Source organism: Sphingomonas sp. CARO-RG-8B-R24-01 (assembly GCF_022662295.1).
Classification (GTDB): Bacteria; Pseudomonadota; Alphaproteobacteria; order Sphingomonadales; family Sphingomonadaceae; genus Sphingomonas.
Genome location: NZ_JAKNQI010000001.1, coordinates 132,036 through 157,906, shown reverse-complemented (window position 1 = coordinate 157,906; position 25,871 = coordinate 132,036). Strand labels below are relative to the sequence as shown.

The following is a 25,871-nucleotide window of genomic DNA, read 5'->3' as shown; positions in this document are numbered from 1 at the left end:
GACGCTAGGGATTTGACGCGGGACATTGATATGGGCGCAACAACGCGCCTATAGGCTCGCGACATTCCCCAGGATACGAGGTTGATCGTCCGTGGCCAAAGCCCCCGCCCTTCGTAAAGCTGAACCGCCGGTTCCCAACCGCGAACGTCCCGATGAACCGACGCCGTACGCGGCTTCGAAGGACGAGCTGATCGAATTCTACAAGCAGATGTTGCTGATCCGCCGCTTCGAGGAAAAGGCGGGCCAGTTGTACGGGCTGGGCCTGATCGGCGGCTTCTGCCATCTCTACATCGGCCAGGAAGCGGTCGCGGTCGGCCTGCAGTCCGCGCTGACCCCGGTCGACAGCGTGATCACCGGCTATCGCGACCACGGCCACATGCTGCTCTGCGGCATCCCGCCGCAGGACGTGATGGCCGAGCTTACGGGGCGTGCCGCCGGCATCTCCAAGGGCAAGGGCGGCTCGATGCACATGTTCTCCGTCGAACATAAGTTCTACGGCGGGCACGGCATCGTCGGCGCGCAGGTGTCGCTCGGCACCGGGCTCGGCTTCAGCCACAAGTATAAGGGCGACGGCGGCGTTTGCCTCGCCTACTTCGGCGATGGTGCGGCCAACCAGGGCCAGGTCTACGAGAGCTTCAACATGGCCGAGCTCTGGAAGCTACCGGTCATCTACGTCATCGAAAACAACCAGTACGCGATGGGCACGAGCGTCAACCGCGCATCGGCCGAGGACCAGCTCTATCGCCGCGGAGAGAGCTTCCGCATCCCGGGCATCCAGGTCGATGGCATGGACGTGCTCGCGTGCCGAGGTGCCGCCGAAGAGGCACTCGCCTGGGTTCGTGCGGGCAAGGGGCCGATCATCCTCGAGATGAAGACCTATCGTTACCGCGGCCACTCGATGTCCGACCCTGCGAAATATCGCAGCCGCGAGGAAGTCCAGGCGGTCCGCGACAAGTCCGACCCGATCGAGTTCGTCAAGAAGCTGCTCGAGGAACAGGGCGTCACCGAGAGCGATCTCAAGGTCGTCGAGCAGGAGATCCGCAAGATCGTCAACGAAGCTGCCGATTTCGCTGAACAGACGCCCGAGCCCGATGCGGCCGAGCTCTATACCGACGTTCTGGTGGAAAAATACTGATGCCGATTGAGATCAAGATGCCCGCGCTTTCCCCCACCATGGAGGAAGGCACGCTCGCCAAGTGGCTGGTCAAGGAAGGCGACGTCGTCAAGTCGGGCGACATCATGGCCGAGATCGAGACCGACAAGGCGACGATGGAATTCGAAGCGGTCGACGAAGGCACGATCGGCAAGATCCTCGTCGCCGAAGGCACCGACAACGTGAAGGTCGGTACCGTCATCGCGACGCTCGACGCCGAGGGCGAAGAGCCGTCGTCGGGCGAGCGTGCGGGCGACTCCGCCAACGCGCAGCCCAAGGAAGCGCAGCCCGCCGACAAGGCACCGCCAGCGCCCGAAAGCAACGTGCCGATGGCCGCCGAGAGCGGTACGCAGCAGCTCCACGCCGCTGCCGAGCAGAAGGCCAAGGTCAGCGACCCCGCGATCCCCGAGGGGACCGAGATGGTCAAGATCACGCTGCGCGAAGCACTTCGCGACGCGATGGCCGAGGAAATGCGCGCCGACGAGCGCGTCTTCGTCATCGGCGAGGAAGTTGCACAGTACCAAGGCGCGTACAAGGTCACGCAAGGCTTGCTCGCCGAGTTCGGCGACAAGCGCGTGATCGATACGCCGATCACCGAATATGGCTTTGCCGGTGTCGGTGCGGGCGCGGCGATGGGCGGGCTTCGCCCGATCGTCGAGTTCATGACCTTCAACTTCGCGTTGCAGGCGATCGACCACATCATCAACTCGGCCGCCAAGACCAACTACATGTCGGGCGGCCAGATGCGCTGCCCGATCGTGTTCCGTGGTCCGAACGGCGCGGCCTCGCGCGTCGGTGCGCAGCATTCGCACAACTTCGCAGCCTGGTACGCGAGCGTCCCGGGCCTGATCGTGATCGCGCCCTATGATGCGGCGGACGCCAAGGGCCTGCTCAAGGCCGCGATCCGCACCGAGGATCCGGTCGTGTTCCTCGAAAACGAGCTGCTCTACGGTCGCACGTTCGAAGTCCCCAAGCTCGATGACTACGTCCTGCCGATCGGCAAGGCGCGGATCATGCGCGAGGGCAAGGACGTGACGATCGTCAGCTATTCGATCGGCGTCGGCCTTTCGCTCGAAGCAGCCGAGAAGCTCGCGGAAGAGGGGATCGACGCCGAGGTGATCGATCTGCGCACGCTGCGTCCGCTCGATACCGAGACGGTGCTGGCGAGCCTCAAGAAGACCAATCGTCTGGTCATCGCCGAAGAGAATTGGGCGACCTGCTCGATCGCTTCGGAAATTCAGGCGGTCTGCATGGAGCAGGGCTTCGACGACCTCGATGCGCCGGTGCTGCGCGTCACCAACGAGGACGTGCCGATGCCCTATGCGGCGAACCTCGAGAAGCTGATGCTGGTGACGAGCGAGAAGATCGTCGCTGCGGTCAAGAAGGTAACGTACCGGGGTTGAGGCCCCGGTACGCCCTTCGGGGCGTCACGCGGTGTAGCGGTTGCAGGTCGACGCCGTCGCGGTCGGCGACGGATTGTAGATCTGTGTGAAGACGCGGCGATCGCGCACGATGAACGACGCGACGTAATGGATGCGCGACGGCGTGAAAATGCCGTAGCCCACCAGCGGCGTATACAGATAATTGACCTCGACGAACATCACGCCGGATCCGCTGGGGGCGCTGACCATCGCGTTGGCGTCGCCCATGCCATTGGGCGCCAATATGCCGTCATTTGCCTGCGTTCCATCGCTGCCATCGTTGGAACTGGTGGCCCCGTAGCTTGAATCGTAGGCCGTGCCGCTCTTCAATCCGGCGCACCGCTGCCAATGGATGCGCTGAACCGGCGCAGTGTCATAACTTTGCTGCACGTTCTCAAGGCTGGATATGGTGATCCTGCCATTGGTCATGAGATTGATGCCGGCGCCCTGCAGCCGTGCGGCTTGCAAGACGTCGTTCATGTCGACTTCGCGCAACTGCTGCTGCGATAGCGTATTGGTCGTTCCGACGCGCGAGGCGTTGTCGGCCAGCGCCAGGGTGATCTGGCTGATCTTGAGATTCAGCAGCGCCAGATTCGCCGTCTCGATCCCGTACAGCCCGAGAGCCAGGACAATTGGCAGGGACAGGGCAAACTCCAGCATCGCCACGCCGCCGCGGTCTGCGCGCAACCGTGCAAGGGTGTTGGCATGGCGGGTCATGTGCAGATCGTCGCTGGCGACGAGGCTGCCTGGGTCGCGTAAGGCTGATTCTTGAGCAGCGTGGTGGTGGTGATCGTCACGGTGGTCGGCCAGCCGATCAGACCCGCGATGGGGAAGATGCGCGGGTAGGTGACGCTCATCGTGTACAGCGTCACGTCGTTCGCGCCGCCCTGGCCCGCGATCCCGGCATCTGCGTCCCATTGTTTGTTACCGTTGATGTCCGAGTAGCATTCGCCGACCTGACGGATCCCGTCGTTGTTGCTGTCGGTGAACGGTTCGGCCCCGATGGTGGAAAAGGTCGCATAGCTCTTGCGCGAGGAGCACCAGCTGCCCGCGACCGGAATGGTCGAACAGGAATTCGTCGGCAGGCTGAACAGCCCGCTCATACCGGTAAGGACGCGCGCATCCAGCGCATTCGTCTGCTGCGCGCCGCCCTGAATGGTCGCGTCGCGCCCGGCTTTCTGGACCGCGCCGTTGAGGACGGATTTGGCATAGACCTGATAGATCAGGTCGCACAGACCCATCATCAGCAGCAACATCACGGGCGCCACGAAGGCGAATTCGACCAGCGCCGCGCCGCGCACGTCCGATGCGATCGGGCGGCGCATCATTTCGAGATCCGAAGCATGGCGACCTGCTTTGCGATGTTCTGGAAGGCGGTCTGCAATCCGGAACCGCTTGCGGTCACCAGCGCCTGGCCAGGGACCTTCGCGCAGGACGTCATCTCTGCGGTCGGCGTGGTGTCCGTCGTGATGCTGACGGTCCAGACGTCGATATTCAACGCCTTCGCCTTCGCACATTCGGCGAGGAAACGCTGGTTGTGATAGTTTTTCTGGTTGGCGAAGTCGCCATTCGTGACGCGCTTGTCCAACCCTTCGATGCCATACATGCCGTAGATCGAGGTTGAGGGTGCCATGTCGCCGTCGGTCAGGAAGACGATGACGCGATTGGGGGACTGGCGACCGGGCCAGGCGGCCGTATCGCCGCTGAAGACGCCGGTAGGGGACAGCAGGCGCACGCCCCAGATCATGCCCGTATCATGATAGGTGCCGCCCACGGGACGGAAATCCGTCGCATTCACATAATTGGTGACGTCCTGCTGGGTCATTGTCGACACCCGGCGGACCGGCTTGCCGCAGCTGATGAGGCCGCCCTTCAGCAGGGAACCGCTACCATAATAGAAATACGAGAAGCCGTTCACAGTGTTGTAGAATGCGGTCTTGTCCGTGTCCCCGCCGTTGTTGGAACTGTCCATCACGCTGCTGGTGCTGAAGAACGGGGACGGGCTTCCGCCGTTGTAATTCCTTGCGTACACGACTTCGGACCACATCGGTCGCCAGCGGGTCGCGTCCGACGTCGGGACCAGATCCGGGTCGAGATCGCCGGGCAGGGCGTTGGTGTTGAACGAGGTGACGCCCGACGTCGTGTCGCGTTCCTCGATGCAGCCGGCCCAGCTGTTGGTGGTTCCATCCAGCTTCGAGGGATCGATGATCGACGTGTTCGTCAGGTAGGAACTGACGTCCAGAGGTGTCGGACCATAGGTCCACAAGGGGCCGTACGTGGTGGTCGTGACGAGGCACTTGTTCGAACCGGACTGGGCACTGTTCCAGGCTTTGCCGACCACGGTAGCGCGGCTGGAGGTGTCGAACGTGTAGGGCTGACCGGCCACGGCGGCGGGCGTACGAACCGAACCCGAACAGTTCGACTGGGACGTCGAGTCGTACACCGAGGATTGAGAGACCTGATATTGGCTGGTCTTGTTCGGATCGATGTAGCGCGAATTGTACGTCCAGGTCTTCGCGCCGGACGTCCCCGCGCCCCCGATCATGAAGGACGGGTTCACGTCCATGATCGCCGCGCCGGCGTTGACCGTGGACGTGTAGGTGACAAAGCCGTAGCGGACGTGCGTCGAGGGATCGGCGTTGGACGCAATCGTGGTGTAGAAGCTGACGACGGCGGACCGGACCGCCGCGATCCGGGATCCGGATCGTTCGGGAACCGCATAGCCCGTCGATCCAGGATATCCGGCAACGCTGTCGTTGGCGCTCCCGGTCGTGCCGTTGCTTGCGCCCAAAGCGGAGTCGGCAGGGCGCGTATAGGCCGTCGTGGCGTTGGCACTGACGTAGGACGTGCAGGCGGAGTCGGTGTCGCTGGGCAGGCATGCCATCGATCCGGTCGTGTCCAGCACGAACATCACATCCGTGTCGGCCACGTCGTAGCGGGCTTCGCACGTGACGCTGATGACCACCGACTTGGTTCCGAGAATCTGGGAGACGGTCATGGGCACGGTGGCGCTGGCTGAACCCGAAACCTGATTATCCGCGGTCTTTGCCGGCGTGAAGGTTACCGCCGTCGTGCCCATATATCCCGGCGCGACCGGCGAAGTGGTATCCTTCTTGAAATTGTTGCCGAAAAACGCCTGCGCCTGGGTGTTGGCATTGGCGTCGAGCGTCGTGCTGTTGCTGTCGATCATGAACTTGCGACCCGCCAGGGCGCCGGCATCGCAGGCTTGCTGCAACCGGGCCTTGACGACATAGAGGCGGCTCATGTCGACCGCAGATCCGACCAGCCCCGTCAGCGGGATGAGGAAAATCGCCATCATGGCCAGCGTATTGCCGCGCACGTCCCGGGCGAGCGACGCCAGCAAGCCGCGCTGCGCCGCCGCATTTCTGGGTGCTTGCCCGGTCATGCCTCTTCCGTTCCTTACTAACGTCACATCGATCTCCCGCCATGCTATGGCGCAAGATCGGCTAATCGCGGGTGAGGGAGCATGGTTAAGCGGCGCTAACCATCCGTGCCGGGCTGGCGCGGCGTGAGCGATCCGGACCGGCCGGAGCGCACGCTTGCCCTCTCCTATGCTACGCCGGACGTAAGGCCCGCCCTGGTGGCGCTGCTCGGGCTGGACGATACGCTCGGCCAGATCCTGCGGACGACGCGCGAGCCGATGGTGGGGCAGATGCGGCTGACCTGGTGGTATGACGCGCTGTCCGCGCTCGACGTTACACCGCCGCCGGCCCAGCCGATCCTGCAGGCGCTGGCCGCCGAGGTCGTGCCGCGCGGCGTCGCGGGCGCGGCGCTGGCGGAGATGGTGGATGGCTGGGAGGTCCTGCTGGAACCCGATCGACTGGATCATGCCTTGCTGGACGCCTATGCCCGTCAGCGCGGCACGCGCCTGTTCGACCTTGCGGGGAAGCTCCTGGGGGCACGGACAAGCGATCCGCTAGACCAGGCCGGCGCGGGCTGGGCGCTGGCGGATCTCGCACGCCATTCGCGCGACGCGGCGACCGCAGCGTTGCCGGCAGCGCTGGCGCGCGCCGCGCTGGACGATGCGATGCGCGTGCGTTGGAGCCGACCTGCGAGACCGCTGGGCGCGCTCGCGCTCAGCGCCAGAATGGACGTCGCGACGCCGTCCGGGAATGCCGCTTCCAGCACGTCGCCGTCGCGGATCGCACGGCTTGCCTGGCATCGCCTGACCGGGCGATAGGCTTCCCCAGGGCGGCCAAACCGGATATTCCGTCACCCGGGGTCTTGGGGGGATATGGGATATGTGGCGGTATATCGTGGGGTGTCTGGCGACACTCGCCCTGGTGGCGGCGGGTGTCCTGCTCTTCAACCGTAACGCGCGATCCGTTGCGGCGTTACCAGCAGCACCGATGGCGACCACGCAGCAGGGTGCGGTTGCCGACGGGCTGCCGGATCAGGCACCGGCGGCGAGCGACCAGTCCCGCGAGGCGAAACGGTTCGAACGGTATGACAAGGATCGTAACGGCACGATCGGCCGGGAGGAATATCTCGCCCCTCGGCGCAAGGCCTTCGCCAAGCTGGACGCCAATCACGACGGGACCTTGTCGTTCGACGAGTGGGCGGTGAAAACCGAAGCCAAATTCACCGAAGCGGACAAGGACAAATCCGGCGGCATGACCGCCGCCGAATTCGCTACCACCGCGCCGAAGCGCAAACCCCCGCGCATCCGCCGGGATTGCCCGCCGCCCGCGGCGGCCTCGACAGGCGAAGAAAGCTGACGCCCGATCCCACCGGAAGGCGGACCCGGCGCACGCGGATCACGCCACCGCCAGCCATGCGCCAAGCGCGTCCCGGGCGCGATCCGTGTACATCTTCTTGCGGTCGGCCTTCTTGGTCCGTCCGGGGATCGGCGGGAACAGCCCGAAGTTGACGTTCATCGGCTGATACGTGTCGGCAACCGCTGCACCGGTGATGTGGTGCAATAGTGCGCCGAGCGCGGTCGTTACCGGGGGCGGGGTCATAGCTCGGCCGCCCAGTTCCGCGACCGCGAAACGCCCTGCCATCAATCCGACGGCGGCGCTCTCGACATAGCCTTCGCAACCGGTGATTTGTCCCGCGAAGCGCACGTTGGGACGTGCCTTGAGCCGCAGGGTCGGATCGAGCAGTTCGGGCGAACGGATGAACGTGTTGCGATGCAACCCGCCGAGCCGTGCGAATTCGGCATTCTCCAGGCCGGGAATCGTGCGGAACAGACGGATCTGCTCGGAATGTTTGAGTTTGGTCTGGAAGCCGACGATGTTCCACAGCGTTCCGCTGGCATTGTCCTGGCGCAACTGGACGACGGCATAGGGCCAGCGCCCGGTGCGGGGGTCATCGAGCCCGACCGGCTTCATCGGTCCGTAGCGCAGCGTGTCCACGCCCCGCGACGCCGCGACCTCGATCGGCATGCAGCCTTCGAAATAGGGCGTGTTCTGCTCCCATTCCTTGAACTCGGTCTTTTCGCCTTCGATCAGGCCGGTATGGAAAGCGAGATATTGCTCCTTGTCGAGCGCGCAGTTGATGTAGTCCTTGCCTTCCCCCTTGTTCCAGCGCGACTGGAACCAGGCGGTCTCCATGTCGATGCTGTCGAAATGGACAATCGGCGCGATCGCGTCGAAGAAGGCGAGCGCGTCCGCCCCGGTGGCCCCACCGATGCTGGAGGCGAGGCTTGCGGCAGTCAACGGACCGGTCGCGACGATCACCGGCGTGTCAGGCAGCGTGTCGATGCGCTCGCGGACGACCGCAATGTTGGGGTGCGCCTCCAGCGCAGCCGTGACGCCTGCGGAAAAACGATCGCGATCGACCGCGAGCGCCGAACCGGCGGGGACCTTGTGAATGTCCGCCTCGCGCAGGATCAAAGATCCGAGGGTTCGCATTTCCTGATGGATCAGCCCGACCGCGTTACTGTCGGCGTCATCCGAACGGAAGCTGTTCGAGCAGACGAGTTCGGCCAGACCATCGGTCTGGTGGGCTGGAGTCATCTCGCCCCCCTTGTCCGCCGGAGCCCCGCGCATTTCGGAAAGACGGACCTTGAACCCGGCCTCGGCCAATTGCCATGCGGCTTCCGATCCGGCGAGGCCGCCGCCGATGATGTGCATGTCATGTGTCATGCGCCGTCCTTTGGGCATCGTCGCGACCCGGTCAACCGCGCGACGGCCGGATTGCGTCAAAAGATACGTGCCGACGCTGATATCGATCAAGCAGATAAGACTCCGCGACGGCGAGGCGATTAACAGACGGAAGCGTTCCAGTTGCAGGGCGCGTGGTCGCCCGATCCACAGGGAGATGAAGATGCGAACCGCTTTTCTTGTTGCAGCCCTTGCTCTGGGCACGGCGCCGTCGCTGGCACTCGCGGCCCCCGCGATGACGTCGACGACTTATCTCACGAAAGCCGGGGCAGGCGACCTGTTCGAGCGCCAGTCGAGCACGCTCGTCGAGACGTCGACCACCAACCCAAAGCTGAAAGGCTTTGCCCGGATGATGGTGACTGACCATACCAAGAGCACCGCAGAGGTGAAGGCCGCTGCAATGAAGGCGGGGCTGCATCCAGCCGCGCCAAAGCTCACGGCCAAGCAAAGCCAGGACCTCGCCGCGTTGCGCGCTGCATCGGGCACCGCACGCGACTCGCTGTACATCCAGCAGCAGAAGGCGGCGCATCAGGAGGCGTTGGCCCTGCACCGCGACGAGTCGACGATGGGAACGGCTGCACCGCTGAAGGCGGTCGCTGGCAAGATCGTTCCGGTCGTGCAGCATCACGTGGACATGCTCGCGTCCATGTAAGCGCGACTGCCCCGAGGAGGGTGCGGTGGCGGACTTTTCCGCCGCCGCCCCTATATGTGATCGCATGAAGATTTTCACGATCGGCTATGAAGCCACGACGATGGCCGCGTTCCTGTCCACGTTGACCGCTGCAGGCGTGGAACAGGTCATCGATGTCCGGGCGCTGCCCCTGTCGCGGCGTCCTGGTTTTTCGAAGACATCATTGGCGGCATCGCTTTCCGCGGCGGGAATTGCGTATGTCCACCTGAAGGCGCTCGGAACGCCGAAGGCTGGGCGCGACGCGGCCAAGAAGGCGGATCTCGCGACTCTCGAGGCAGTCTATGCAGGCCAGCTCGAGTTGCCCGAGGCGCAGGCACAAGCCGCGCGGATGCTCGAGCTGGCCGCGGAACGCCCGAGCGCCTTGTTGTGTTACGAGCGCGACCCGCGGCATTGCCATCGCACCTTGTTGCTGGAAGCGGAAGCGGTCGGGGCCGAGGTGGTGGATTTGTACTGCTGATCCAGTCATCGTCATTTCGTATCGCATCGTCGGTGGGGTCTTGAGCGGGCGCGATGTCCGGGGTAGTCTTACCGCAAATAGACCAGATATCGCGTTGCGGTGCTGGCTAGACCATATCCTCCCAGACCCAGTATCCCTTCGAGGAAATCGATGCCGTACTCGCGCATGTCCGCCGCGTTAAAAATTGCCCGAGACCGAAAGTTGCTGCCGCGTCAGTTCGAATTGAGCTGGGATGACTGGGAAGACTTTACCGCGGCCACCCATGGTTTGCAGTCGGTGTCAGGCTATCCACAGACATGGAAATTCGCGGGCGTCCATGTGCGCCGGTCGATCGATAAATATGCAGTGTCGACTTTAAGCGCGGATGGCGACGATGCGCCGATCGAACTCAACCAGGCATCTCGAACGGTCTATCGCTACGTGCCGGGCCATCTGCAGTCCTGATCGGGAGCGTAACCGCATCCAGGCGGGAATCTATGCGCCGGTGGTCGCGCCGGGCCATGGAACACATCTTACATCACCGGAATCATCGGTCCGCGAGGCCCCCGCGGGGCCGAGACGATAGCCGGGACATGGCATCAGCCCGCGACGGGCAGCCTTACCGTGCCATCCGCATCGCGTTCGAGCGCGCCGTACGCAATCACCGTCTCGAGTAGCAGCGGACCACCGTAGAGGTGCGGAAACAGCTGTCCGCCGCGCGATTCCTCCCATTTCAGTCCCGCGCCGAACGACCCCAGATCGACCGCCGCGACATGTAGGTCGGTCTGCCCCGCGAAATGCTTGTCGACGGTCTCGGTCAGTTGCGCAGCGGTCGACAGGTGGATGTACCCGTCAGCCAAGTCGACCGGCGCCCCCGCGAACGACCCCTCCGTCTCGAGCGTCGCCATCTGCTCGGCGGTCAGCACTTTGTACGCAGTGAGAGGCAGGTCGCTCATTCGCCATCCTCCGGGCCAGCCGCGCTGTCGTCGCTCGTGTTCGCGCCGTCGTCGGGCGCGAGCTCGACCTTGGTCAGGTCGCGGACGTCCGCCTCGGCATCGCCTTCGGCTTCCTCGATCCGTGCCGCCGAGACGACATGCTCGTTCTTGCCGACATCGAACAGGCGCACGCCCGCCGAGTTCCGCCCGATCACGCGCATCGAGCCGAGCGTGGTGCGGATCACCTTCGCCTGATCGGTGACGAGCATCAGCTGGTGACCCTTGGTCGCGGCGAAGCTCGCGACGACCGGACCGTTGCGCGGGATATTGTCGATGTTGGTGATGCCTTGGCCACCGCGACCGGTGCGGCGATAGTCATAGGCCGAGGACAGCTTGCCGTACCCGTTGGCGCAGACCGTCAGGACGAACTGCTCGCGCTCCATCAGTTCCTGATAGCGGCCGGTGTCCATCGTCGGCTCGCCATCGCGTTCGCCCTTCCACGGCGCGAAGCGGAGGTAATCCTCGCGCTCCTCGGGGGAAGCGCCGACGCGGTGGAGGATCGACAACGAGATGACCTTGTCGTCGCCCTTGAGCAGCATGCCGCGCACGCCGGTCGAGTTGCGGCTCTGGAACTCGCGCACTTCGTCAGCGGCGAAGCGGATCGCCTTGCCCGCGCGCGTCGCGAGCAGCACGTCGTCATCCCCGCTGAGGAGAGCAACGCCGATCAGCCGGTCGTCGGCGTCGATGCCTTCGAACTTCATCGCGATCTTGCCTGCGGTGGGCACGTTGGTGAACGCATCCATCGAGTTGCGCCGCACGCTGCCGCCCGCGGTCGCGAACATCACGTGGAGCTTGGCCCATTCGGCCTCGTCCTCCGGCAGAGCGAGGACGGTCGAGATCGTCTCGCCCTCGGCGAGCGGGAGCAGGTTGATCATCGGACGGCCGCGCGTAGCGGCACCACCCTCGGGCAGCTTCCAGACCTTCATCCGGTAGACCTTGCCGAGCGTCGAGAAGAACAGGACCGGGGTGTGGGTGCTCGTCACGAACAGGTTCGTGATCGCGTCCTCGTCCTTGGTCGCCATGCCGGCGCGGCCCTTGCCGCCGCGGGCTTGCGCACGGAACGTGTCGAGCGTGGTGCGCTTGATGTAACCCTGCATCGTCACGGTGACGACCATGTCCTCGCGCTCGATCAGATCCTCGTCGTCGATGCCATCGGCGGCAGCGGCGATTTCGGTCTTGCGCGGCGTCGCGAATTCGGCGCGGACCGCGACGAGTTCCTCGCGCATGACCGCGTACAGCTTGGCGCGGTTGCCGAGGATCTCGAGCAACTCGGAAATCGAATCGGCGAGGCCCTGCAACTCGTTGCCGATCTCGTCGCGGCCCAGCGCGGTGAGGCGGTGGAGGCGGAGATCGAGGATCGCGCGGACCTGCGCTTCGGACAGGCGATAGGTGTCGCCGGTGACCTCGGCTTCGACCGCCTCGACCAGCTTGATGTAGGGCGCGATCTCGGCGACCGGCCAGTCACGGCTGAGCAACGCCTCGCGCGCGGCAGCGGGGCTGGACGATCCGCGGATGATCTTGACGACTTCGTCGAGGTTGGTGACCGCGATGACGAGGCCGAGCAACAGATGCGCGCGCTCGCGTGCCTTGGCGAGCTCGAACTTCGAGCGCCGCGTGATCACTTCCTCGCGGAAGGTGATGAACGACGTCAGGATGTCGCGCAGGTTGAGCAGCTCGGGGCGTCCGCCGCGAATCGCGAGCATGTTGGCGGGGAAGCTCGATTGCGCCGGCGTGTGGCGCCACAATTGGTTGAGCACGACGTCCGGGGTCGCATCGCGCTTGAGATCGATGACGATGCGGACGCCTTCGCGGTTCGATTCGTCGCGAATGTCGCTGACGCCTTCGATCCGCTTTTCCTTGGCGGCGTCGGCGATCTTCTCGACCAGGCCGTTCTTGCCGGTCTGGAACGGGATTGCGGTCAGGACGATCGAGCGACGGTCACCGCGGCCTTCCTCGACGATGTAGCGCGAGCGCACGATCACCGAGCCACGCCCCGTCTCATAAGCCGAGCGCGCACCCGCGCGGCCGAGAATGATCGCACCGGTTGGGAAATCGGGGCCGGGGACGATCTCGATCAGTTCGTCGGTGGTCACTTCATCGCGTGCGCCGGTCGCGGCGTCGATCAGCGCGAGCGTCGCGTCGACGACTTCGCCGAGATTGTGCGGCGGGATGTTGGTCGCCATGCCGACCGCGATGCCGCCCGCGCCGTTGACGAGCAAATTCGGGAAGCGTGCCGGGAGCACCGCAGGTTCGCGCTCCGACCCGTCATAGTTGGGGACGAAATCGACCGTGTCCTTGTCGATATCCTCGAGCAGCGAATTCGCGACCTTGGCGAGACGCGCCTCGGTATAGCGCATCGCCGCGGGCGGATCGGGATCCATCGAGCCGAAGTTGCCCTGACCGTCCATCAACGGCACGCGCATCGACCAGTCCTGGGTCATGCGCGCAAGGGCGTCATAGATCGAGCTGTCGCCGTGCGGGTGGTATTTACCCATCGCGTCACCGACGATGCGTGCGCACTTGCGATACGGCCGATTGTAGACGAACCCGCTTTCCGACGCGGACCAGAGAATGCGGCGGTGGACGGGCTTCAGGCCATCACGAACGTCGGGCAATGCGCGCGCGACGATCACGCTCATCGCATAGTCGAGGTAGCTCGACTTCATCTCGTCGACGATCGAGATCGGGGCAATATCGGAAGGGTCGGCGAGTACGGTCTCGTCGGTCAATTTGTGGCGCCTTCGGCTGTGTTACGGGGTCGTGACAACCCTAGCCGGTCGCGCGTGCGAACGCCACCCCCGCACACCATCCGAAACGATCAGAAGGGAACTTCCTTACCCTCGAAATCGAACAGCTTGCCGGTGTCGGGGGCCTTCAATTCCTCGATCACGTCGAGCAACTGCAACGCCGCGCGCTCCGTATCGAACAGTCGGCCGGGCTGGACATTGCCCTGGAACGGCTTCGACAATGCGGTGTCGACCGTGCCCGGGTGCAGCCCCACGACGATCGCGCGATCGTTGCGGCGCTTTTCCTCGACCGCGAGCGTGCGGATCAATTGGTTTAGCGCGGCCTTGGCTGCGCGATAGCCGTACCAGCCGCCGAGCTTGTTGTCCGAGATGCTTCCGACGCGTGCCGACAGCGCTGCGAACACGCAGCGCCCGGTCTTGGGCATCAGCGGGAGGAAGTGCTTCGCGACGATCGCGGGGCCGATCGCGTTGATTGCGAACTGGCGGGCGAGCCAGTCGGGGTCGAGCTCGCGCAGCGCCTTTTCGGGGCCGCGCTCGCCATCGTGGAGCAGGCCGGTCGCGACGATCACTAGCGTGGGAGCCGGGCCCTTCGCCACCTGCACCGCTGCCGCAGCGATGGTCGATTCGTCGAGAAGGTCGATATGGCGGTCGTCATCGTAGGAGCGGGCGAAGCCATGGACCTTTTCGAACGCGCCTTCCTCGAGCAACGCGGCTTCTAGCGCGGCGCCGATTCCGCCAGAGGCTCCGATGATGACGGCAGTGGTCATGGCGTGCTCCTTAGCTGCGGGTGAAGCGCCAACGATCGTCGGTGCTTTCGTGGGGATCGAACCGATACCCGTCGCTATCGAATCCTTTCATGGATTCGATGTCGCCGATGCGGTGCTCACACATCCAGCGCGCCACCATTCCGCGCGCCTTTTTGGCGTGGAAACTGACGAAGCGCGGGCCGTCGGGACCGGGTTCGCGAAAGTCCACGTCGATCACGCGGACGCCGTCGAGCTTGCCGGCGACGGCGTGAAAATATTCCTGGCTCGCCAGATTGAGCACGACGCCCGATCCCTCATCGCGCACCGCATCGCGCACAGCCGCTGCGATCCGGTCTCCCCACCAGTCATAGAGCGAAGCCCTGCGCGGTGCCCAGCGCGTGCCCATCTCCAGGCGATACGGCCGCATCGCGTCGAAGGGGCGCAGCAACCCATAAAGCCCGGACAGCATCCGAACATGATCCTGCGCGAAGTCGAGCGCCGGGGCATCGAGGGTGGCGGCTTCCAGGCCGGTGTAGACGTCGCCGGCAAAGGCGAACAGAGCCGGCCGCTCCGGCGATTCGGCGAAATGGGCAAACCGGTCCGCGTTGAGCTTGGCGAGCTTGGGCGAGATGCTCATCAGCTCGGACAGGCGTTTCTGCGACAGATGCGCCGCGGCCTTGGCCAATGTCGTCGCCTCGGTCTCGAACAACGGTCGGGTTGGATCGATCGGCGGCAGCGCGCTGTCGTAATCCAGGGTCTTCGCGGGGGAGAGCAGGGCGATCATCCCTGCGCGGGTAGCCGGGGACCGATCGATCGTCAAAGCCTGTCGCCATGCGGGCGGACGGGAACCTTGCGGAGTTCAAACGTTGTTCAGCCCGTGAGTGGCAACCGGCGTCGCTTGACGGTGTTACCGGTGGCGCTAGAGCGGCTCAGGCATTTCCCCCGCAAGGTCGCCCGTTCGAGGCATGAGGAGAGTTCGGCAATGAAGATGGTTTCGAAGATCGCACTGGCCGGGGCGCTTGTCGTCTCGATCAACAGTGCAGCCCTGGTGGCACCCGCGTTCGCCAAGAAGAAGGACGAGGCCCCCGCCGCGCCAACGATCTCCAAGGAAGTGCGCGACAATTTCGTCAGCGCCAAGGCAGCGCTCGACGCCTCGCCGAAGGATCTCGCGAAGGCAGAAGCCAGCATCACTGCGATGGATGCCGCCGCAAAGACGGACTATGAGAAGTATATCGCGAGCAGCCTGCGCCTCTCGCTCGTCAATGCGCAGAGCACCGGCCAGACCGATGCGCAGCGCGCCGCCGCGCTCGCGCCGATGCTCGACGCACTGATCGCCAACCCCGCGACCCCCAAGAACGAAGTCGCGATCCGCACCAACGAGCGGGCCGGGCTGTACTTCACACAGAAGCAGTATGCACAGGCCGCCGCCGGGTATCAGAAGGCGAAGGATCTCGGCTACACCGACTCCGACCTGCTGCTGAACATGGCGCGTTCCAAGGTCGAAGCCGGCGACGTCGATGGCGGCGTTGCCGCGCTCGACATGGCCGTCAAGGCAGAGGAAGCCGCTGGTCGGGTCCCGCCCGAGGCATGGTACAAATATGCGTTCACGCGTCTGTACAAGGCCGGCAAGAACGAGGCTGGCGACGCATGGACGGCGGGCTGGCTGTCGCATTACGGCACCAAGCAGAACTGGCGCGCGGCGATCTACACGTTCGGCTTCCAGGGCCCGAACGCCGCGAAGTACAGCAAGAACCGCGTCGACCTGTTCCGCCTGATGTGGGCGACCAAGAGCCAGGCCGGTCAGACCGAATATCTGCAATATGCGGACGCGGCGATCAAGGTCGGCCTTCCCAACGAAGCCAAGGTCGTTCTCGACGAGGGAGCCGCATCGAACGTCGTCCCGGCCACGAACGTGCTCGGCAAGGAGCTGATGGCGTCCGCCAAGACCGGCATCGCCGGCAGCACCCCGCCTGCAACCAAGGAAAAGAACGCCCAGGCAGCGGCCAAGGGTGACATCGCGGGTCAGGCCGGCGATGCGTATTTCGGATCGCGCAACTACACCAAGGCGGTTGAAATGTACCGCCTGGCGGAGACCAAGGGCGCGACGGATGCGGACCGCAACAGCCTGCATCTCGGCATGGCGCTGGCACTGGCCGGTGACCGCGAAGGCGCAAAGGCAGCACTCACCAAGGTTGCAAGCGAGCCGAACAAGTCGATCGCTCGCCTGTGGATGACCTATGTCGCGGCACCGCCGGCGGCCTGAGGGGTCTCTGTTGAAGGCAAAAAAAAGGGCGGCCCGTTCGGGTCGCCCTTTTTCGTTGTAGGTCAGAGGCTGCGGATCGGGATCCCTGGAAGAGACTTGGCCGTGCGGATCGTGAGCGACGTCTTGACGCTGGCGACATTCGGCGCGGGCGTCAGCTGCGTCATGAGAATCTCTTGGAAACCCTTGAGATCGCTCGCTACGATCTTCAGGATGAAGTCGATCTCGCCGTTCAGCATGTGGCATTCCCGGACCTCGGGAATGGTCGCGACATGCTGCTCGAAGGCGGCGAGATCCTGCTCCGCCTGACTGCGCAGGCTGACCATTGCGAAGACGGTGATCGGATAGCCCAGTGTTGCCGGGTCGATTTCGGCATGATAGCCGAGAATGGCGCCGGCTTCCTCGAGCGCTCGGACGCGCCGCAGGCAGGGTGGCGCGGTCAGCCCCACGCGCTCGGCCAGATCGACATTGGTCATTCGGCCGTCGTCCTGGAGCAATTCCAGAATGCGCCGGTCGATGGAATCAAAGGACATTACGTGTAGCTCCTGGGAAAAGCGCGTTTGGCGTCGCGCCATTGGGGCGCTGTATAATATAATTGCCGTTGAACGCAATTGTCCCACATTGCTACGCTGTAAATTCTTCGGTTTCACAGATCCATCGCGGCGAGTAGGAAATCCACGGCATCGGACAGTGCCGGATTCCCGAGGGTAACGATTTGCGTTTCGACGACAGCCTTGAAACCGTCCTGTCCGCGGACATGTCCTCTCCGTTCGGCGCGCAGCTGGCCTGGCGGCAACTGGTCGATCTTATCGGACGCGGCCGGGTCGCCGCGACCGACGACGTCATCGGGCGCTTGCGGACGATTCGGTCCAAGGTAGCGCCGCCGGTGCGATCGGCCTCCGCCCGCGCGATCGCCGCCGCTGCACCGCCGCTCGCGCTGGTCGTGCTGTTCGCCGAGGACGAGATTGCCGTCGCTGCGCCGGTCCTGCGGAGCGCGCAGCTCGCAGCGGGGGACTGGGCCGAACTTCTCCCGCTCCTGTCTCCAACCGCGCGTTCGATCCTGCGGCATCGGCGTGACCTGTCGCCGGACGTGATGGCGATGCTGGCAGGCTTTGGCAGTGTCGACTTCGTCCTCGCTTCGCCGGGTGGGGTGGAAGCGGTAGCGACGGCGGAGTATGTCTGGGCCTGGACCGCGACCGGGGACGCGGATGCCGCCGGCCAAGGACCGGTTGAAACCGATCTCGGCCCGCTCATCGTGGCCATGGCTGCCGGACCTGCCGTCACGCCGACCGGGGACGCAGCGTCGCGCTCCACCGAGTCTACGGTGCAAGATACACCGTCCGCCGCGGACGGCCCGTTCGAAATTGCAGAGATGGTCAAGCGGATCAATGCGTACAACCGCAACCGCGCGAAGGCACCGCCCGTCGGTTCCGGTCCCGCCGCCGATGTCCCAGGGGCTGCCGACGCGCCCGACTCCGCGATCGGCCGTTTCCACTTCGAAACCGATTCGGCGGGGTTGATCCGATGGGTGGAGGGAGTCTCGCGCAACGCGGTGATCGGCCTGTCGCTCGCAAGCCCTCTTGTTCCGGACGTTCGGTCGAATGCCGATGCCGCGCTCGACGGGTCGGGGGTGGACGCTGCGGTGGCCCACGCCTTCCGGGAGCGGCGAGGGTTCACCGATCTGCGCCTCGTGATTGCAGGACATTCCAATGCCGCGGGCGCGTGGCGGATCAGCGCGGTTCCCGCCTTCGACTATAACACGGGCCATTTTATCGGCTATCGCGGGAGCGCGCGTCGTCCTCGGACCGAACAGACCGTCGAACCGCAGGCGACGACCCGCAGCGCGGCAGCGGACGCGCTGCGCCAGCTGGTGCACGAACTTCGGACGCCGACGAACGCGATCGCCGGCTTTGCGGAGATGATCGAGACCGAGATGCTCGGCCCGGTCCCCGATATCTATCGTGCGCAGGCGGCCACGATCCGGACGCAGACGGCCGGGTTGCTCGGCGCGATCGAGGATATCGATACCGCTGCCCGGATCGAAACCGACGCATTGCAGCTCCGCGCCGACATCGTCCCCGTTGCGCCGTTGCTGGACAGGGTCGCGACCGACCTGGCACCGCTGGCGGCGCTGCGCGGTACGACGCTCGAAGTTTCTGGGCCGGATCCGAAGGTATGCATTCGCGGCGACGAACGCGCGGTCGAGCGCTTGATCGGTCGGTTGCTCGCAACGCTCGTCGCGGTCGCGAAAACGGGCGAGCGGATCGGGATCACGGTCGCGCAGCCATCTCCCGACCGGCTTGCCATGGTGTTCGACCGCCCGCGTGCACTGGCGGATTATGTCGGGGAGGCCCTGTTGACTATCGCACCCGATGTTGCGGATGCCGAGGGCGGGGGGCCGCTGCTTGGTACGGGTTTCGCGCTCAGGCTGACGCGCAACCTGGCGATCGAACTGGGCGGGGGGCTGGTCATCGGCGGCGAAACCTTGACTTTGCACCTGCCGGTCGCGATTTCCGACGGGATGGAGCAGGGTTCCCACAACTGATCGTGGCGCAGCAAGGCCATTCGCGCCCGTATCGTCCGTCGCCACCTGCGGCGCCGGACAGGATCCGCTGGACCGACGGGTTTGGAACGCGGTTCATCGTTTTTGTAGATACCGAGGAAGAGTTCGACTGGAACGCCCCGCTGCGGCGGGACGGTTACGGTGTTTCCGCCATTCGCGCGCTTCCCGTGGCGCATCGCCGCTTCGCCGATCGTGGCGTACCGCTGACGATGCTCGTGGATTATCCGATTGCAACCGACCCGCTCGCGATCGCGTGCGTCGGCGCGGTGCTTGAAGATCGGCGCTGTACGATCGGCGCGCATCTCCACCCTTGGGTCAATCCGCCGTTCGACGAAGTGGTGACCGCGCGCAACAGCTACGCGGGCAATCTCGTCGAGCGCTTGGAGGCAGCCAAGATCGATCGCCTCACCACCGCGATCGAAACCGCGTTCGGCGTACGGCCGCGCGCCTATCGGGCCGGGCGTTACGGGATTGGCCCGCAGACGCTGCGGTTGCTGGCCGAGCGGGGGTACCTGGTCGATACGTCGATGCGGTCGCGCTATTCCTATGCGGCAGACGGCGGCCCCGATTTCGGCAAGATCGGAAACGGCGCCTTTCGGGCGGGGACCGATGGCGCGATGGTCGAACTGCCGCTGACGACCGTGCATACCGGTTTGCTGCGTCGTGGCGGCGAGAGCCTGTATCGGGCGCTACGCCATGTCCCGCGTGGACGCGGCGTGTTCTCGCGTCTGGGCCTGCTTTCCAGGGTAGCACTGACCCCGGAGGACATGCCGGTCGCGGATGCGCTGGAAGCGATCGCGGTGGTGCTGGGAGAAGGACTGCAGCTACTGAGCTTTTCCTTCCATTCCCCGTCCCTTGTGCCCGGTCATACGCCTTACGTGCGCGACGCGGCGGATCTCCGGCGGTTTCATCATTGGTGGGATACGATCCTGGCCGATCTGCAGCGGCGCGGGGTGATGGCAACCTCGCTCGACGAGGTGATTGCGGCAGCGGGCTTGCCAGCGGCGCCCCTGCGACGCTAACGGATGGCGCGGGGGGCCTGTAGCTCAACTGGTTAGAGCTGGCCGCTCATAACGGCTAGGTTGCGGGTTCAAGTCCTGCCGGGCCCACCACCCCGTCACCACCGAGTTTCGCGCGTTCAAAGGGGCTTACGTTCGCGCCCCCCGGGCGCGAACGATGGACGCGACGATCATCGCGTCACACGGCGCGTATTGCCCAAACGACCGAACCCGCGCCGACTCCGTCGACAACCGGAGCGTCGTCGATGACGTCGACCCACGACCCGCTTCGTGGGAAGGGACAAGTGTCCCGACCGAAATTGGCGACCAGGAGCACCATATGCTCGCCCGCGCCACGCTCTACCACCAGAAGGCCGGACGAATCGTCGTGGACGACCGTCGAAGCCTTGGCGTCCAGCGCGGGCAGGCGCCCGCGAACGCCGATCAGGCGGCGTGTCACGGCGAGCCACGCCGCGCCTGCGCCTTCACCCAGCGCGGCCGCCTCGGCGCGGTGCCAGTCCATCCGTGGTCGATGCAGCCAGCGGGCATCGTCCGAGACCGCGGCGTCTTCCGAATTGGGCAGCCCGATTTCGTCACCCATGTACAGCATCGGCATGCCCGGCAGCGCAAGCATGGTGGCGAGCAGCAAGCGGTATCGGCCGATCGCCGCCGCGCCGTGCGTGCCGATCAGCGAGGCAAGCATGCCGACCGTGCTCGGCGCAGCGCCGGGTCTTGCCTGGAACCGACGTCCCTCCGGGAAGCCGCCCGCGCCCGCATAAAAGTCCGAGATGCGGTCAAGATCCGCGGCGGCGGCGCGACCGTTCAGTGCCGACCAGATGACGTCGTCATGGCACCGCAGGTAACTGAGCCAGGCAGTGTCGGCGCGGGTAAGGGCCGTGTCCCGAACCAGATCACCGACGATCGCCGAGTCTCCCGTGGCCAGCGCCACCCAAAGCGCCGCCATGACGCCATTGTGGTACGCGAGCTGAGCCGCACGCGTCCCGTCAGCCGGCTCGATGTAAGGCAGGACTTCGGCGGTTTGCTCGATCGCCTCGGCGAGCAGCGCGACGCCGGGCGCAACCGCATCCAGCCCGGCGCGCAAGGCGGCGACCAGACGGTGCGTCTCGGGCAGGTTCCGGGAGGGCGTGCCGCGCCGCTTCCAAAGATACGGTGCGCTATCCAGTCGGAAGGCATCGACCCCGACATTCGCCCAGAAGAGCAGGACGTCCAGCATCTCGCGAAAGACCGCCGGGTTCGACCAGTCGAGATCCCACTGAAAAGGGTAGAAGCTGCTCCACACCCAGCCGCCCAATGCCGGCTCCCACGTGAAATTGCCCGGGGCCGTATCCGGAAACACCTCGTCGAGATCGTCCTCCCAGGCGCGCACCTCGGCAACATCATCGAGGATACGATAATACGCCCGTTTTTCCGGGTCGCCCCGCAACGCCGCCTGCGCCCAGGCGTGGTCGCGCGCCGAATGGTTGAGCACACAATCCATCGCCAACGCCATGCCCCGCGCGTGCAGGTCGGCGGCAAGGGCACGGACGTCCTCGAGCGTGCCGAGCGCGGGTTCGATCGCGCGATAGTCCGCGACCGCGAACCCGCCATCGCTATCGCCCGACTGGCCCAAGGTGATCGGCAGCGGGTGCAACAGCCGGACCCCCAGCGCGTCCAGCCACGGCAGGCGGTCGCGCAGCCCGGCAACGGTCCCGGCGAAGCGGTCGACGTAGAAGCTATAGCCGATCACGTCGGGCGCCCCGAACCAGGCGGGGCGGGCCGCTCTTTCCGCATCGAGCGCGCGCAAGTCGGCCGAACGCTCCGCGTCCGCCCGGGCGAGGATGGCCGCGATGCGGTCGCGTTCGACACTCCAGCCGGGATGGTCCCGGTACAGCGGCTCCAGCAGGTCGAAGAGCATGTGCAGTCGGTCCGTCATCGCGCGAGCGCATGCCCGAAGAATGCCGCGGCCTCGCCATACACTTCGCGCGATTCGGGCAGGTCCGGGTCGCGCTCATAGTCGCCGTGCGACAGCCCCTCGTAGACGTTGAGATCGGCCGCAACCCCGGCCTGCTTCAGCTTGCGGTGAACGCGGATCGTGTTGGACAGGAACAGGTCGCGCGTGCCGGTCGTCAGCAAGGTCGGCGGAAAGCCCTTGAAGTCGGCGTTGACGGGAGACAGTTCCGGATCACTCATCACGTGGCCATTGGCATAGAGCGCGGCCGCGGCACCCAACAACCCGTCGTAGGATACCAGGGCGTTATCGACGTGATCGTTGGTGAAATAACTGTCCCCGACCTTGTCGAGCTGTGCCCACGGCGTACCTGCCCACAGCGCGCCGGGCAGAGGCAGATGATGCGCCTTTGCCCGCACCACCAGCGCCAGTGTCATCGCGCCGCCGGTCGACGATCCGAACACGCCGATCCGCTTCGCCGGATAGTGCGCGACGATCGCTTTCCAGACCGCTTCGGCATCGTCGATCGCTGCTGGATAGGGGGCATCCGGGGCCATGCGGTAATCGACGCTGATCACCCGGAACCCGCGTCCGGCCAGCAGGATCGCGTCGCGCAAGCCCGCCTTGCCCGGGGCAAAGACATATGCCCCACCGTGGAAATTGACCAGGATGCGATCTTTGTTCTCGACCGGAACCACCGTAGGCTCGATCCAGAATACCGGCACGCCGTTCATGCGATCGGCGCGAACCGTCACCTTTTCGCGCGCCATCAGCGCCGGCAGGACGGTTTCGATATCCTTGGCATAAGTCTTGACCAGCGCGCGCCAGGCCGCCGCCGACGCCGGATGCTGGTTCCAGCTCGGATTCTGCGGCGAGCCGATCAACGCCTGCATCGGCCCGCTGACCGTCTCAGGTACGGGTAGCGGCCGGGGGGGGACGAGATACGGCTGCTCCGTCGCCGACGAAGCACCCGGCTGGGCAAGGGCGATCATGACGCCGAGGAGCCCCGCAATCTGGGATATGGTGGCCCGCATCAGAAACGGAACGTCGCAGACGCGGTGATGTTGCGACCCGGGAAGGCGCGGGCGGTATTGATGCCGTTCGCGGGAACGCTGTCGGGGACCTGGCCGACCTCGGTGATCGCGACGACGTCGAACAGGTTCTGGGCGTTGACCGCGAGCCGGATCGCCGGCGTCAGCGCATAGGAGACGAACCCGTTTGTCATCACATAGCCGGGCATCTTCAGCGTGTTGACGTCGGCCGCATAAGAAGAGGTGGTGCCGATGATGTTGGCGCCGATGTCCAGCTTGCGCACGCTGATCGATGGCGTCACCTGGAAGATCAGGTCGGCCTGGCGATAGGGCACATTCCCGTTCAAGGCCGGCGTGATCTGGCTCTCGGTAATGCGGGCGTGGGTATAGGTTGCTCCGGCCACCAGATGGAAGAACCCCCGGTCGACGCCGCCTTCAAATTCAACGCCATACGACCGATACTTGTTATTGATGACCGCTTGCTGCGGGATGACGATCTCATTGGCTTCGGCAGTGGTCGCACGGAAGGCGGTCAGGTTGGTGAAGAAGCCGTTGCGCCGGAATTTGAGACCGGCCTCCTGCTGGTTGACGAAATTGACCGCGACCTCGTCGGCCACGCTGCCGTCCGCACGAACGCCACCGCCGAACAGGATCCGATCGGCGTTGAAGCGCGCACCCCGGCTGACCCGCGCGAACACCGCCAGGTTGGACATGAGCTCGTAATTGGCGCCGATCGAATAGGTGAAGTAGTTCTTGCGGTAATTGACCGGCGAGGAAGCCTGCGTGTTGACCACCGGGACGCTGCGTTCCGGCGTCTGGATGATGCCGTCACCGTTGACGTCGATCGTCCGCAACCCACCGATCGCGGCGTAGCTGCCGCTGGCCTTCGAGCTGTTGAACCGAACGCTGCCATCGAGGTTGAGCGCGCCGGTCTTGAACGAGGCGGCAAGGTAGGGCGCGTCGATGTTGTAATCGACGTCATAGTAACGCTGACAGCAATTCCCGAACACCGGTTCGCCGTATGCGATCAGGCCGTTCTGCGTCACCGCCTGGCCGGCCGCATTATATACGTCGAGCAACGCGGCATCCTTGCCCTTCAATTCCTGCAGGTAACTGTTCCAGTGCCAATCCATCCGGATCGCCTGGTACGACTTGAAGTAGCCGAACGTGACACTGCCCTTGCCGAAGCCGGTGTTGAAATCCTTGTTGACCGTCAGGACGTTGGTCGCGTTGGTGAAGTCGTTGAGCGTGGTGGCGAAGGTGAGCGCGTTGACGCCCAGACCATTGCCGTTGAGGGTCGCCGGGTTGGTGATGACCTGGCCGGCATTCGGGCCGTTGGCGTAGCGCAGGGAGGCGCCCGTTCCGCCGATCTCACTCATGAACGTCGTCAGGGTCGCGACGCGGCCCGGGTAGGACGTGGCAAAGCTGCCCGAATTGCTCGCGACGTTGAATTTGTCGTCGATACGCCAGCCGCCGCCCAGATCGAACGAGCCCTCCGCGCCACCACCGCGCGTCTTAACGCGGTAGCCGTCGCCCAGGTCTGAAACGATCCGCTGCCCATCGCGACCGATCGAAACGTCGGACCGGAAATAGCGCGACAGCAACGTTCCCGAGCGAACGTCGAAACCGGGGTAGGACGAATATGTCGGATCGGACGCCGACCCGGTCACGCGGATCGGCGAGGGGACATAGATGGGCGAACGGTCATCGAGGAACTTGAAGTTCAGTCGAATGAAACCGTTGGCGAATTTGCGTGTGAGGTTGCCCTTGATCTGCCCGCCGCGTTCGGACGTGTACCCTGCGTCCCGCACGCCGTTGCCGACGCGGTAGAAGCCGCCGACATGGAACCGCCAGTCGTCCCCGATCGGCGCACCATAATCTGCGTCGATCCTGGTACGGTTGAAATCCAGCCCCTTGCTGACGCCGATCGACCCGCCGGCCACTTCCCCGGTCTTGCTGATGAAATTGATGATCGCGCCGGGCGCGTTGCTCGTAAAGGTCGATGCCGATCCGCCGCGCACGACCTCGACCCGCGACACGCTGTAGTCGGGGCGGACGAACGTGTCGGCAGTCGCGAAGGCGATGTCGCCGAAATCGAGCACGGGCAGGCCATCTTCCTGGAACTGTACGAACTTGCCGCCGCCGCTCGCTGCGGGAAGGCCGCGCACCGCGATGTTGGCATTGCTTTCGCCGCCGGACGATTCGGCGCGCAGCCCCGGGATGCTGCGCAACAGGTCCGCGCTGCCCATCGGGGCGAGCTTGGCGATGTCCTGTGCATCGACAGCGCTGACCGAGATGCTGGTGGTCAACCGGCGTTCCGCCCGCGCGGTGCCGGTCACGACGATATCGCCGCCTTCGGCAGGTGCCGCTGCCGGCTCGGGCGCCGCCTGATCGGCAGTCGCGGGCGCCGCGGCCGGATCTGCTGCGACCTGCGCGGTCGCGATCTGTGGCAGGCAGACCAAGGCGGTGCCGGCGAGCAGGAATGTGGTGAGCTTCATGATGTCCTCTCCCTGAAGGTCCGCTTTGGTGCGGTTCGACCGTCCGAATATCAGTCTCACAATCGATTGCAATAGCTTTTCCGCAATCGATTGCGATGTCGCCGTTTTGATGATAGCCGAAGGCAAAAGACGGTAACGCGGACGCGATCGGGGAGAACGGGATGCGACAGGATCGGGATTTTGGCGGCGCGTCCGTCGCGCAACCGACGGGCCGATCGCCGTCCGGGCGCCGCCTCTCGCTGCTCCGTATTCTCCA

General features: G+C 64.9%; 22 protein-coding genes and 1 tRNA gene. 11 read left to right on the top strand and 12 right to left on the bottom strand.

Translation table 11 applies throughout. From position 1 onward, the window contains the following. Positions 1-91: 91 nt before the first annotated feature. Both pdhA and L8G49_RS00670 read left to right on the top strand, forming a co-directional pair. Positions 92-1,135, top strand: coding sequence for a pyruvate dehydrogenase (acetyl-transferring) E1 component subunit alpha (gene pdhA, locus L8G49_RS00675; protein ID WP_242181780.1), 1,044 nt, complete (start codon positions 92-94; stop codon positions 1,133-1,135). After that, positions 1,135-2,556 carry a pyruvate dehydrogenase complex E1 component subunit beta gene (locus tag L8G49_RS00670; protein ID WP_242137053.1) on the top strand — a complete coding sequence of 474 codons (1,422 nt, stop codon included), beginning with the start codon at positions 1,135-1,137 and terminating at the stop codon, positions 2,554-2,556. The genes pdhA and L8G49_RS00670 overlap by 1 nt, the downstream gene beginning before the upstream one ends. A 24-nt stretch (positions 2,557-2,580) precedes the next feature. Here L8G49_RS00670 and L8G49_RS00665 read toward each other — a convergent pair whose 3' ends face one another. Genes L8G49_RS00665 through L8G49_RS00655 form a run of 3 tightly spaced genes read right to left on the bottom strand, consistent with a single transcriptional unit; the run spans position 2,581 to position 5,980 of the window. After that, complete coding sequence (locus tag L8G49_RS00665) at positions 2,581-3,291, bottom strand: hypothetical protein (RefSeq protein WP_242181778.1); 711 nt, start codon at positions 3,289-3,291, stop codon at positions 2,581-2,583. Further along, positions 3,288-3,902: a TadE/TadG family type IV pilus assembly protein gene (locus L8G49_RS00660; protein WP_242181777.1), complete on the bottom strand. Its 615-nt coding sequence runs from the start codon at positions 3,900-3,902 to the stop codon at positions 3,288-3,290. The genes L8G49_RS00665 and L8G49_RS00660 overlap by 4 nt, the downstream gene beginning before the upstream one ends. After that, positions 3,899-5,980, bottom strand: coding sequence for a TadE/TadG family type IV pilus assembly protein (locus tag L8G49_RS00655; protein WP_242181775.1), 2,082 nt, complete (start codon positions 5,978-5,980; stop codon positions 3,899-3,901). The genes L8G49_RS00660 and L8G49_RS00655 overlap by 4 nt, the downstream gene beginning before the upstream one ends. A gap of 123 nt (positions 5,981-6,103) precedes the next feature. Here L8G49_RS00655 and L8G49_RS00650 point away from each other — a divergent pair, with 123 nt between their 5' ends. Then, positions 6,104-6,775 carry a squalene/phytoene synthase family protein gene (locus tag L8G49_RS00650; protein WP_242181773.1) on the top strand — a complete coding sequence of 224 codons (672 nt, stop codon included), beginning with the start codon at positions 6,104-6,106 and terminating at the stop codon, positions 6,773-6,775. Between the two features lie 61 nt (positions 6,776-6,836). Next, positions 6,837-7,313 (top strand): EF-hand domain-containing protein, encoded by a 477-nt coding sequence (locus tag L8G49_RS00645; RefSeq protein WP_242181771.1) that lies wholly within the window; start codon positions 6,837-6,839, stop codon positions 7,311-7,313. A gap of 39 nt (positions 7,314-7,352) precedes the next feature. On the opposite strand, the gene trmFO is transcribed toward L8G49_RS00645, so the two are convergent. Next, positions 7,353-8,684, bottom strand: a complete 1,332-nt coding sequence (gene trmFO / locus L8G49_RS00640) for a methylenetetrahydrofolate--tRNA-(uracil(54)-C(5))-methyltransferase (FADH(2)-oxidizing) TrmFO (protein WP_242181769.1) — start codon at positions 8,682-8,684, stop codon at positions 7,353-7,355. On the opposite strand from trmFO, the gene L8G49_RS00635 reads away from it, so the two are divergent. The 3 genes from L8G49_RS00635 to L8G49_RS00625 all read left to right on the top strand — a co-directional run bounded on the left by L8G49_RS00635 (position 8,683) and on the right by L8G49_RS00625 (position 10,294). Further along, a complete protein-coding gene (locus L8G49_RS00635) occupies positions 8,683-9,354 on the top strand; it encodes a DUF4142 domain-containing protein (RefSeq protein ID WP_242181768.1) in 672 nt (223 codons plus the stop codon). The genes trmFO and L8G49_RS00635 overlap by 2 nt on opposite strands. A 64-nt stretch (positions 9,355-9,418) precedes the next feature. After that, positions 9,419-9,850, top strand: a complete 432-nt coding sequence (locus L8G49_RS00630) for a DUF488 domain-containing protein (protein WP_242181767.1) — start codon at positions 9,419-9,421, stop codon at positions 9,848-9,850. 165 nt (positions 9,851-10,015) lie between these two features. After that, positions 10,016-10,294 carry a hypothetical protein gene (locus L8G49_RS00625; protein ID WP_242181766.1) on the top strand — a complete coding sequence of 93 codons (279 nt, stop codon included), beginning with the start codon at positions 10,016-10,018 and terminating at the stop codon, positions 10,292-10,294. A gap of 134 nt (positions 10,295-10,428) precedes the next feature. Here the strand turns inward: L8G49_RS00625 and L8G49_RS00620 are convergent, their stop codons facing one another. The 4 genes from L8G49_RS00620 to yaaA all read right to left on the bottom strand — a co-directional run bounded on the left by L8G49_RS00620 (position 10,429) and on the right by yaaA (position 15,101). Continuing rightward, positions 10,429-10,785, bottom strand: coding sequence for a DUF952 domain-containing protein (locus tag L8G49_RS00620; protein WP_242181765.1), 357 nt, complete (start codon positions 10,783-10,785; stop codon positions 10,429-10,431). Beyond that, positions 10,782-13,553, bottom strand: a complete 2,772-nt coding sequence (gene gyrA / locus L8G49_RS00615; RefSeq protein WP_242181764.1) for a DNA gyrase subunit A — start codon at positions 13,551-13,553, stop codon at positions 10,782-10,784. The genes L8G49_RS00620 and gyrA overlap by 4 nt, the downstream gene beginning before the upstream one ends. 89 nt (positions 13,554-13,642) lie before the next feature. Further along, positions 13,643-14,338: an SDR family NAD(P)-dependent oxidoreductase gene (locus L8G49_RS00610; RefSeq protein WP_242181762.1), complete on the bottom strand. Its 696-nt coding sequence runs from the start codon at positions 14,336-14,338 to the stop codon at positions 13,643-13,645. Positions 14,339-14,348: 10 nt separating this feature from the next. Beyond that, positions 14,349-15,101, bottom strand: coding sequence for a peroxide stress protein YaaA (gene yaaA / locus L8G49_RS00605; protein ID WP_242181760.1), 753 nt, complete (start codon positions 15,099-15,101; stop codon positions 14,349-14,351). Between the two features lie 198 nt (positions 15,102-15,299). Here yaaA and L8G49_RS00600 point away from each other — a divergent pair, with 198 nt between their 5' ends. Further along, on the top strand, positions 15,300-16,580 hold the full coding sequence (locus tag L8G49_RS00600) for a hypothetical protein (RefSeq protein ID WP_242137040.1): 1,281 nt from the start codon (positions 15,300-15,302) through the stop codon (positions 16,578-16,580). A gap of 62 nt (positions 16,581-16,642) precedes the next feature. On the opposite strand, the gene L8G49_RS00595 is transcribed toward L8G49_RS00600, so the two are convergent. After that, positions 16,643-17,110, bottom strand: coding sequence for an Lrp/AsnC family transcriptional regulator (locus L8G49_RS00595; RefSeq protein WP_242137039.1), 468 nt, complete (start codon positions 17,108-17,110; stop codon positions 16,643-16,645). A gap of 224 nt (positions 17,111-17,334) precedes the next feature. On the opposite strand from L8G49_RS00595, the gene L8G49_RS00590 reads away from it, so the two are divergent. From L8G49_RS00590 to L8G49_RS00580, 3 genes are all read left to right on the top strand, one after another. Beyond that, positions 17,335-19,122 (top strand): HAMP domain-containing sensor histidine kinase, encoded by a 1,788-nt coding sequence (locus tag L8G49_RS00590; protein ID WP_242181759.1) that lies wholly within the window; start codon positions 17,335-17,337, stop codon positions 19,120-19,122. Positions 19,123-19,124: 2 nt separating this feature from the next. Further along, positions 19,125-20,162, top strand: a complete 1,038-nt coding sequence (locus L8G49_RS00585) for a polysaccharide deacetylase family protein (RefSeq protein WP_242181757.1) — start codon at positions 19,125-19,127, stop codon at positions 20,160-20,162. A gap of 13 nt (positions 20,163-20,175) precedes the next feature. After that, positions 20,176-20,252: transfer RNA gene (locus L8G49_RS00580), tRNA-Ile, on the top strand. An 85-nt stretch (positions 20,253-20,337) separates the two neighbouring features. Here the strand turns inward: L8G49_RS00580 and L8G49_RS00575 are convergent. Genes L8G49_RS00575 through L8G49_RS00565 form a run of 3 tightly spaced genes read right to left on the bottom strand, consistent with a single transcriptional unit; the run spans position 20,338 to position 25,615 of the window. Next, positions 20,338-22,071 (bottom strand): alpha-amylase family glycosyl hydrolase, encoded by a 1,734-nt coding sequence (locus L8G49_RS00575; RefSeq protein ID WP_242181755.1) that lies wholly within the window; start codon positions 22,069-22,071, stop codon positions 20,338-20,340. Further along, complete coding sequence (locus tag L8G49_RS00570; protein ID WP_242181753.1) at positions 22,068-23,078, bottom strand: alpha/beta hydrolase; 1,011 nt, start codon at positions 23,076-23,078, stop codon at positions 22,068-22,070. Before L8G49_RS00570 ends, L8G49_RS00575 begins: the two co-directional genes overlap by 4 nt. A 41-nt stretch (positions 23,079-23,119) precedes the next feature. Beyond that, positions 23,120-25,615 carry a TonB-dependent receptor gene (locus L8G49_RS00565; protein ID WP_242181750.1) on the bottom strand — a complete coding sequence of 832 codons (2,496 nt, stop codon included), beginning with the start codon at positions 25,613-25,615 and terminating at the stop codon, positions 23,120-23,122. Positions 25,616-25,871 lie beyond the last annotated feature (256 nt).

Bases quoted from the DNA above. Each gene is read 5' to 3' on its own strand.
- L8G49_RS00670 (WP_242137053.1), top strand. From the start codon at position 1,135: ATGCCGATTGAGATCAAGATGCCCGCGCTTTCCCCCACCATGGAGGAA.
- L8G49_RS00665 (WP_242181778.1), bottom strand. From the start codon at position 3,291: ATGACCCGCCATGCCAACACCCTTGCACGGTTGCGCGCAGACCGCGGC.
- L8G49_RS00660 (WP_242181777.1), bottom strand. From the start codon at position 3,902: ATGATGCGCCGCCCGATCGCATCGGACGTGCGCGGCGCGGCGCTGGTC.
- L8G49_RS00655 (WP_242181775.1), bottom strand. From the start codon at position 5,980: ATGACCGGGCAAGCACCCAGAAATGCGGCGGCGCAGCGCGGCTTGCTG.
- L8G49_RS00645 (WP_242181771.1), top strand. From the start codon at position 6,837: ATGTGGCGGTATATCGTGGGGTGTCTGGCGACACTCGCCCTGGTGGCG.
- L8G49_RS00635 (WP_242181768.1), top strand. From the start codon at position 8,683: ATGCGCCGTCCTTTGGGCATCGTCGCGACCCGGTCAACCGCGCGACGG.
- trmFO (WP_242181769.1), bottom strand. From the start codon at position 8,684: ATGACACATGACATGCACATCATCGGCGGCGGCCTCGCCGGATCGGAA.
- L8G49_RS00630 (WP_242181767.1), top strand. From the start codon at position 9,419: ATGAAGATTTTCACGATCGGCTATGAAGCCACGACGATGGCCGCGTTC.
- L8G49_RS00625 (WP_242181766.1), top strand. From the start codon at position 10,016: ATGTCCGCCGCGTTAAAAATTGCCCGAGACCGAAAGTTGCTGCCGCGT.
- L8G49_RS00620 (WP_242181765.1), bottom strand. From the start codon at position 10,785: ATGAGCGACCTGCCTCTCACTGCGTACAAAGTGCTGACCGCCGAGCAG.
- L8G49_RS00610 (WP_242181762.1), bottom strand. From the start codon at position 14,338: ATGACCACTGCCGTCATCATCGGAGCCTCTGGCGGAATCGGCGCCGCG.
- yaaA (WP_242181760.1), bottom strand. From the start codon at position 15,101: ATGATCGCCCTGCTCTCCCCCGCGAAGACCCTGGATTACGACAGCGCG.
- L8G49_RS00600 (WP_242137040.1), top strand. From the start codon at position 15,300: ATGAAGATGGTTTCGAAGATCGCACTGGCCGGGGCGCTTGTCGTCTCG.
- L8G49_RS00595 (WP_242137039.1), bottom strand. From the start codon at position 17,110: ATGTCCTTTGATTCCATCGACCGGCGCATTCTGGAATTGCTCCAGGAC.
- L8G49_RS00590 (WP_242181759.1), top strand. From the start codon at position 17,335: ATGTCCTCTCCGTTCGGCGCGCAGCTGGCCTGGCGGCAACTGGTCGAT.
- L8G49_RS00575 (WP_242181755.1), bottom strand. From the start codon at position 22,071: ATGACGGACCGACTGCACATGCTCTTCGACCTGCTGGAGCCGCTGTAC.
- L8G49_RS00570 (WP_242181753.1), bottom strand. From the start codon at position 23,078: ATGATCGCCCTTGCCCAGCCGGGTGCTTCGTCGGCGACGGAGCAGCCG.
- L8G49_RS00565 (WP_242181750.1), bottom strand. From the start codon at position 25,615: ATGAAGCTCACCACATTCCTGCTCGCCGGCACCGCCTTGGTCTGCCTG.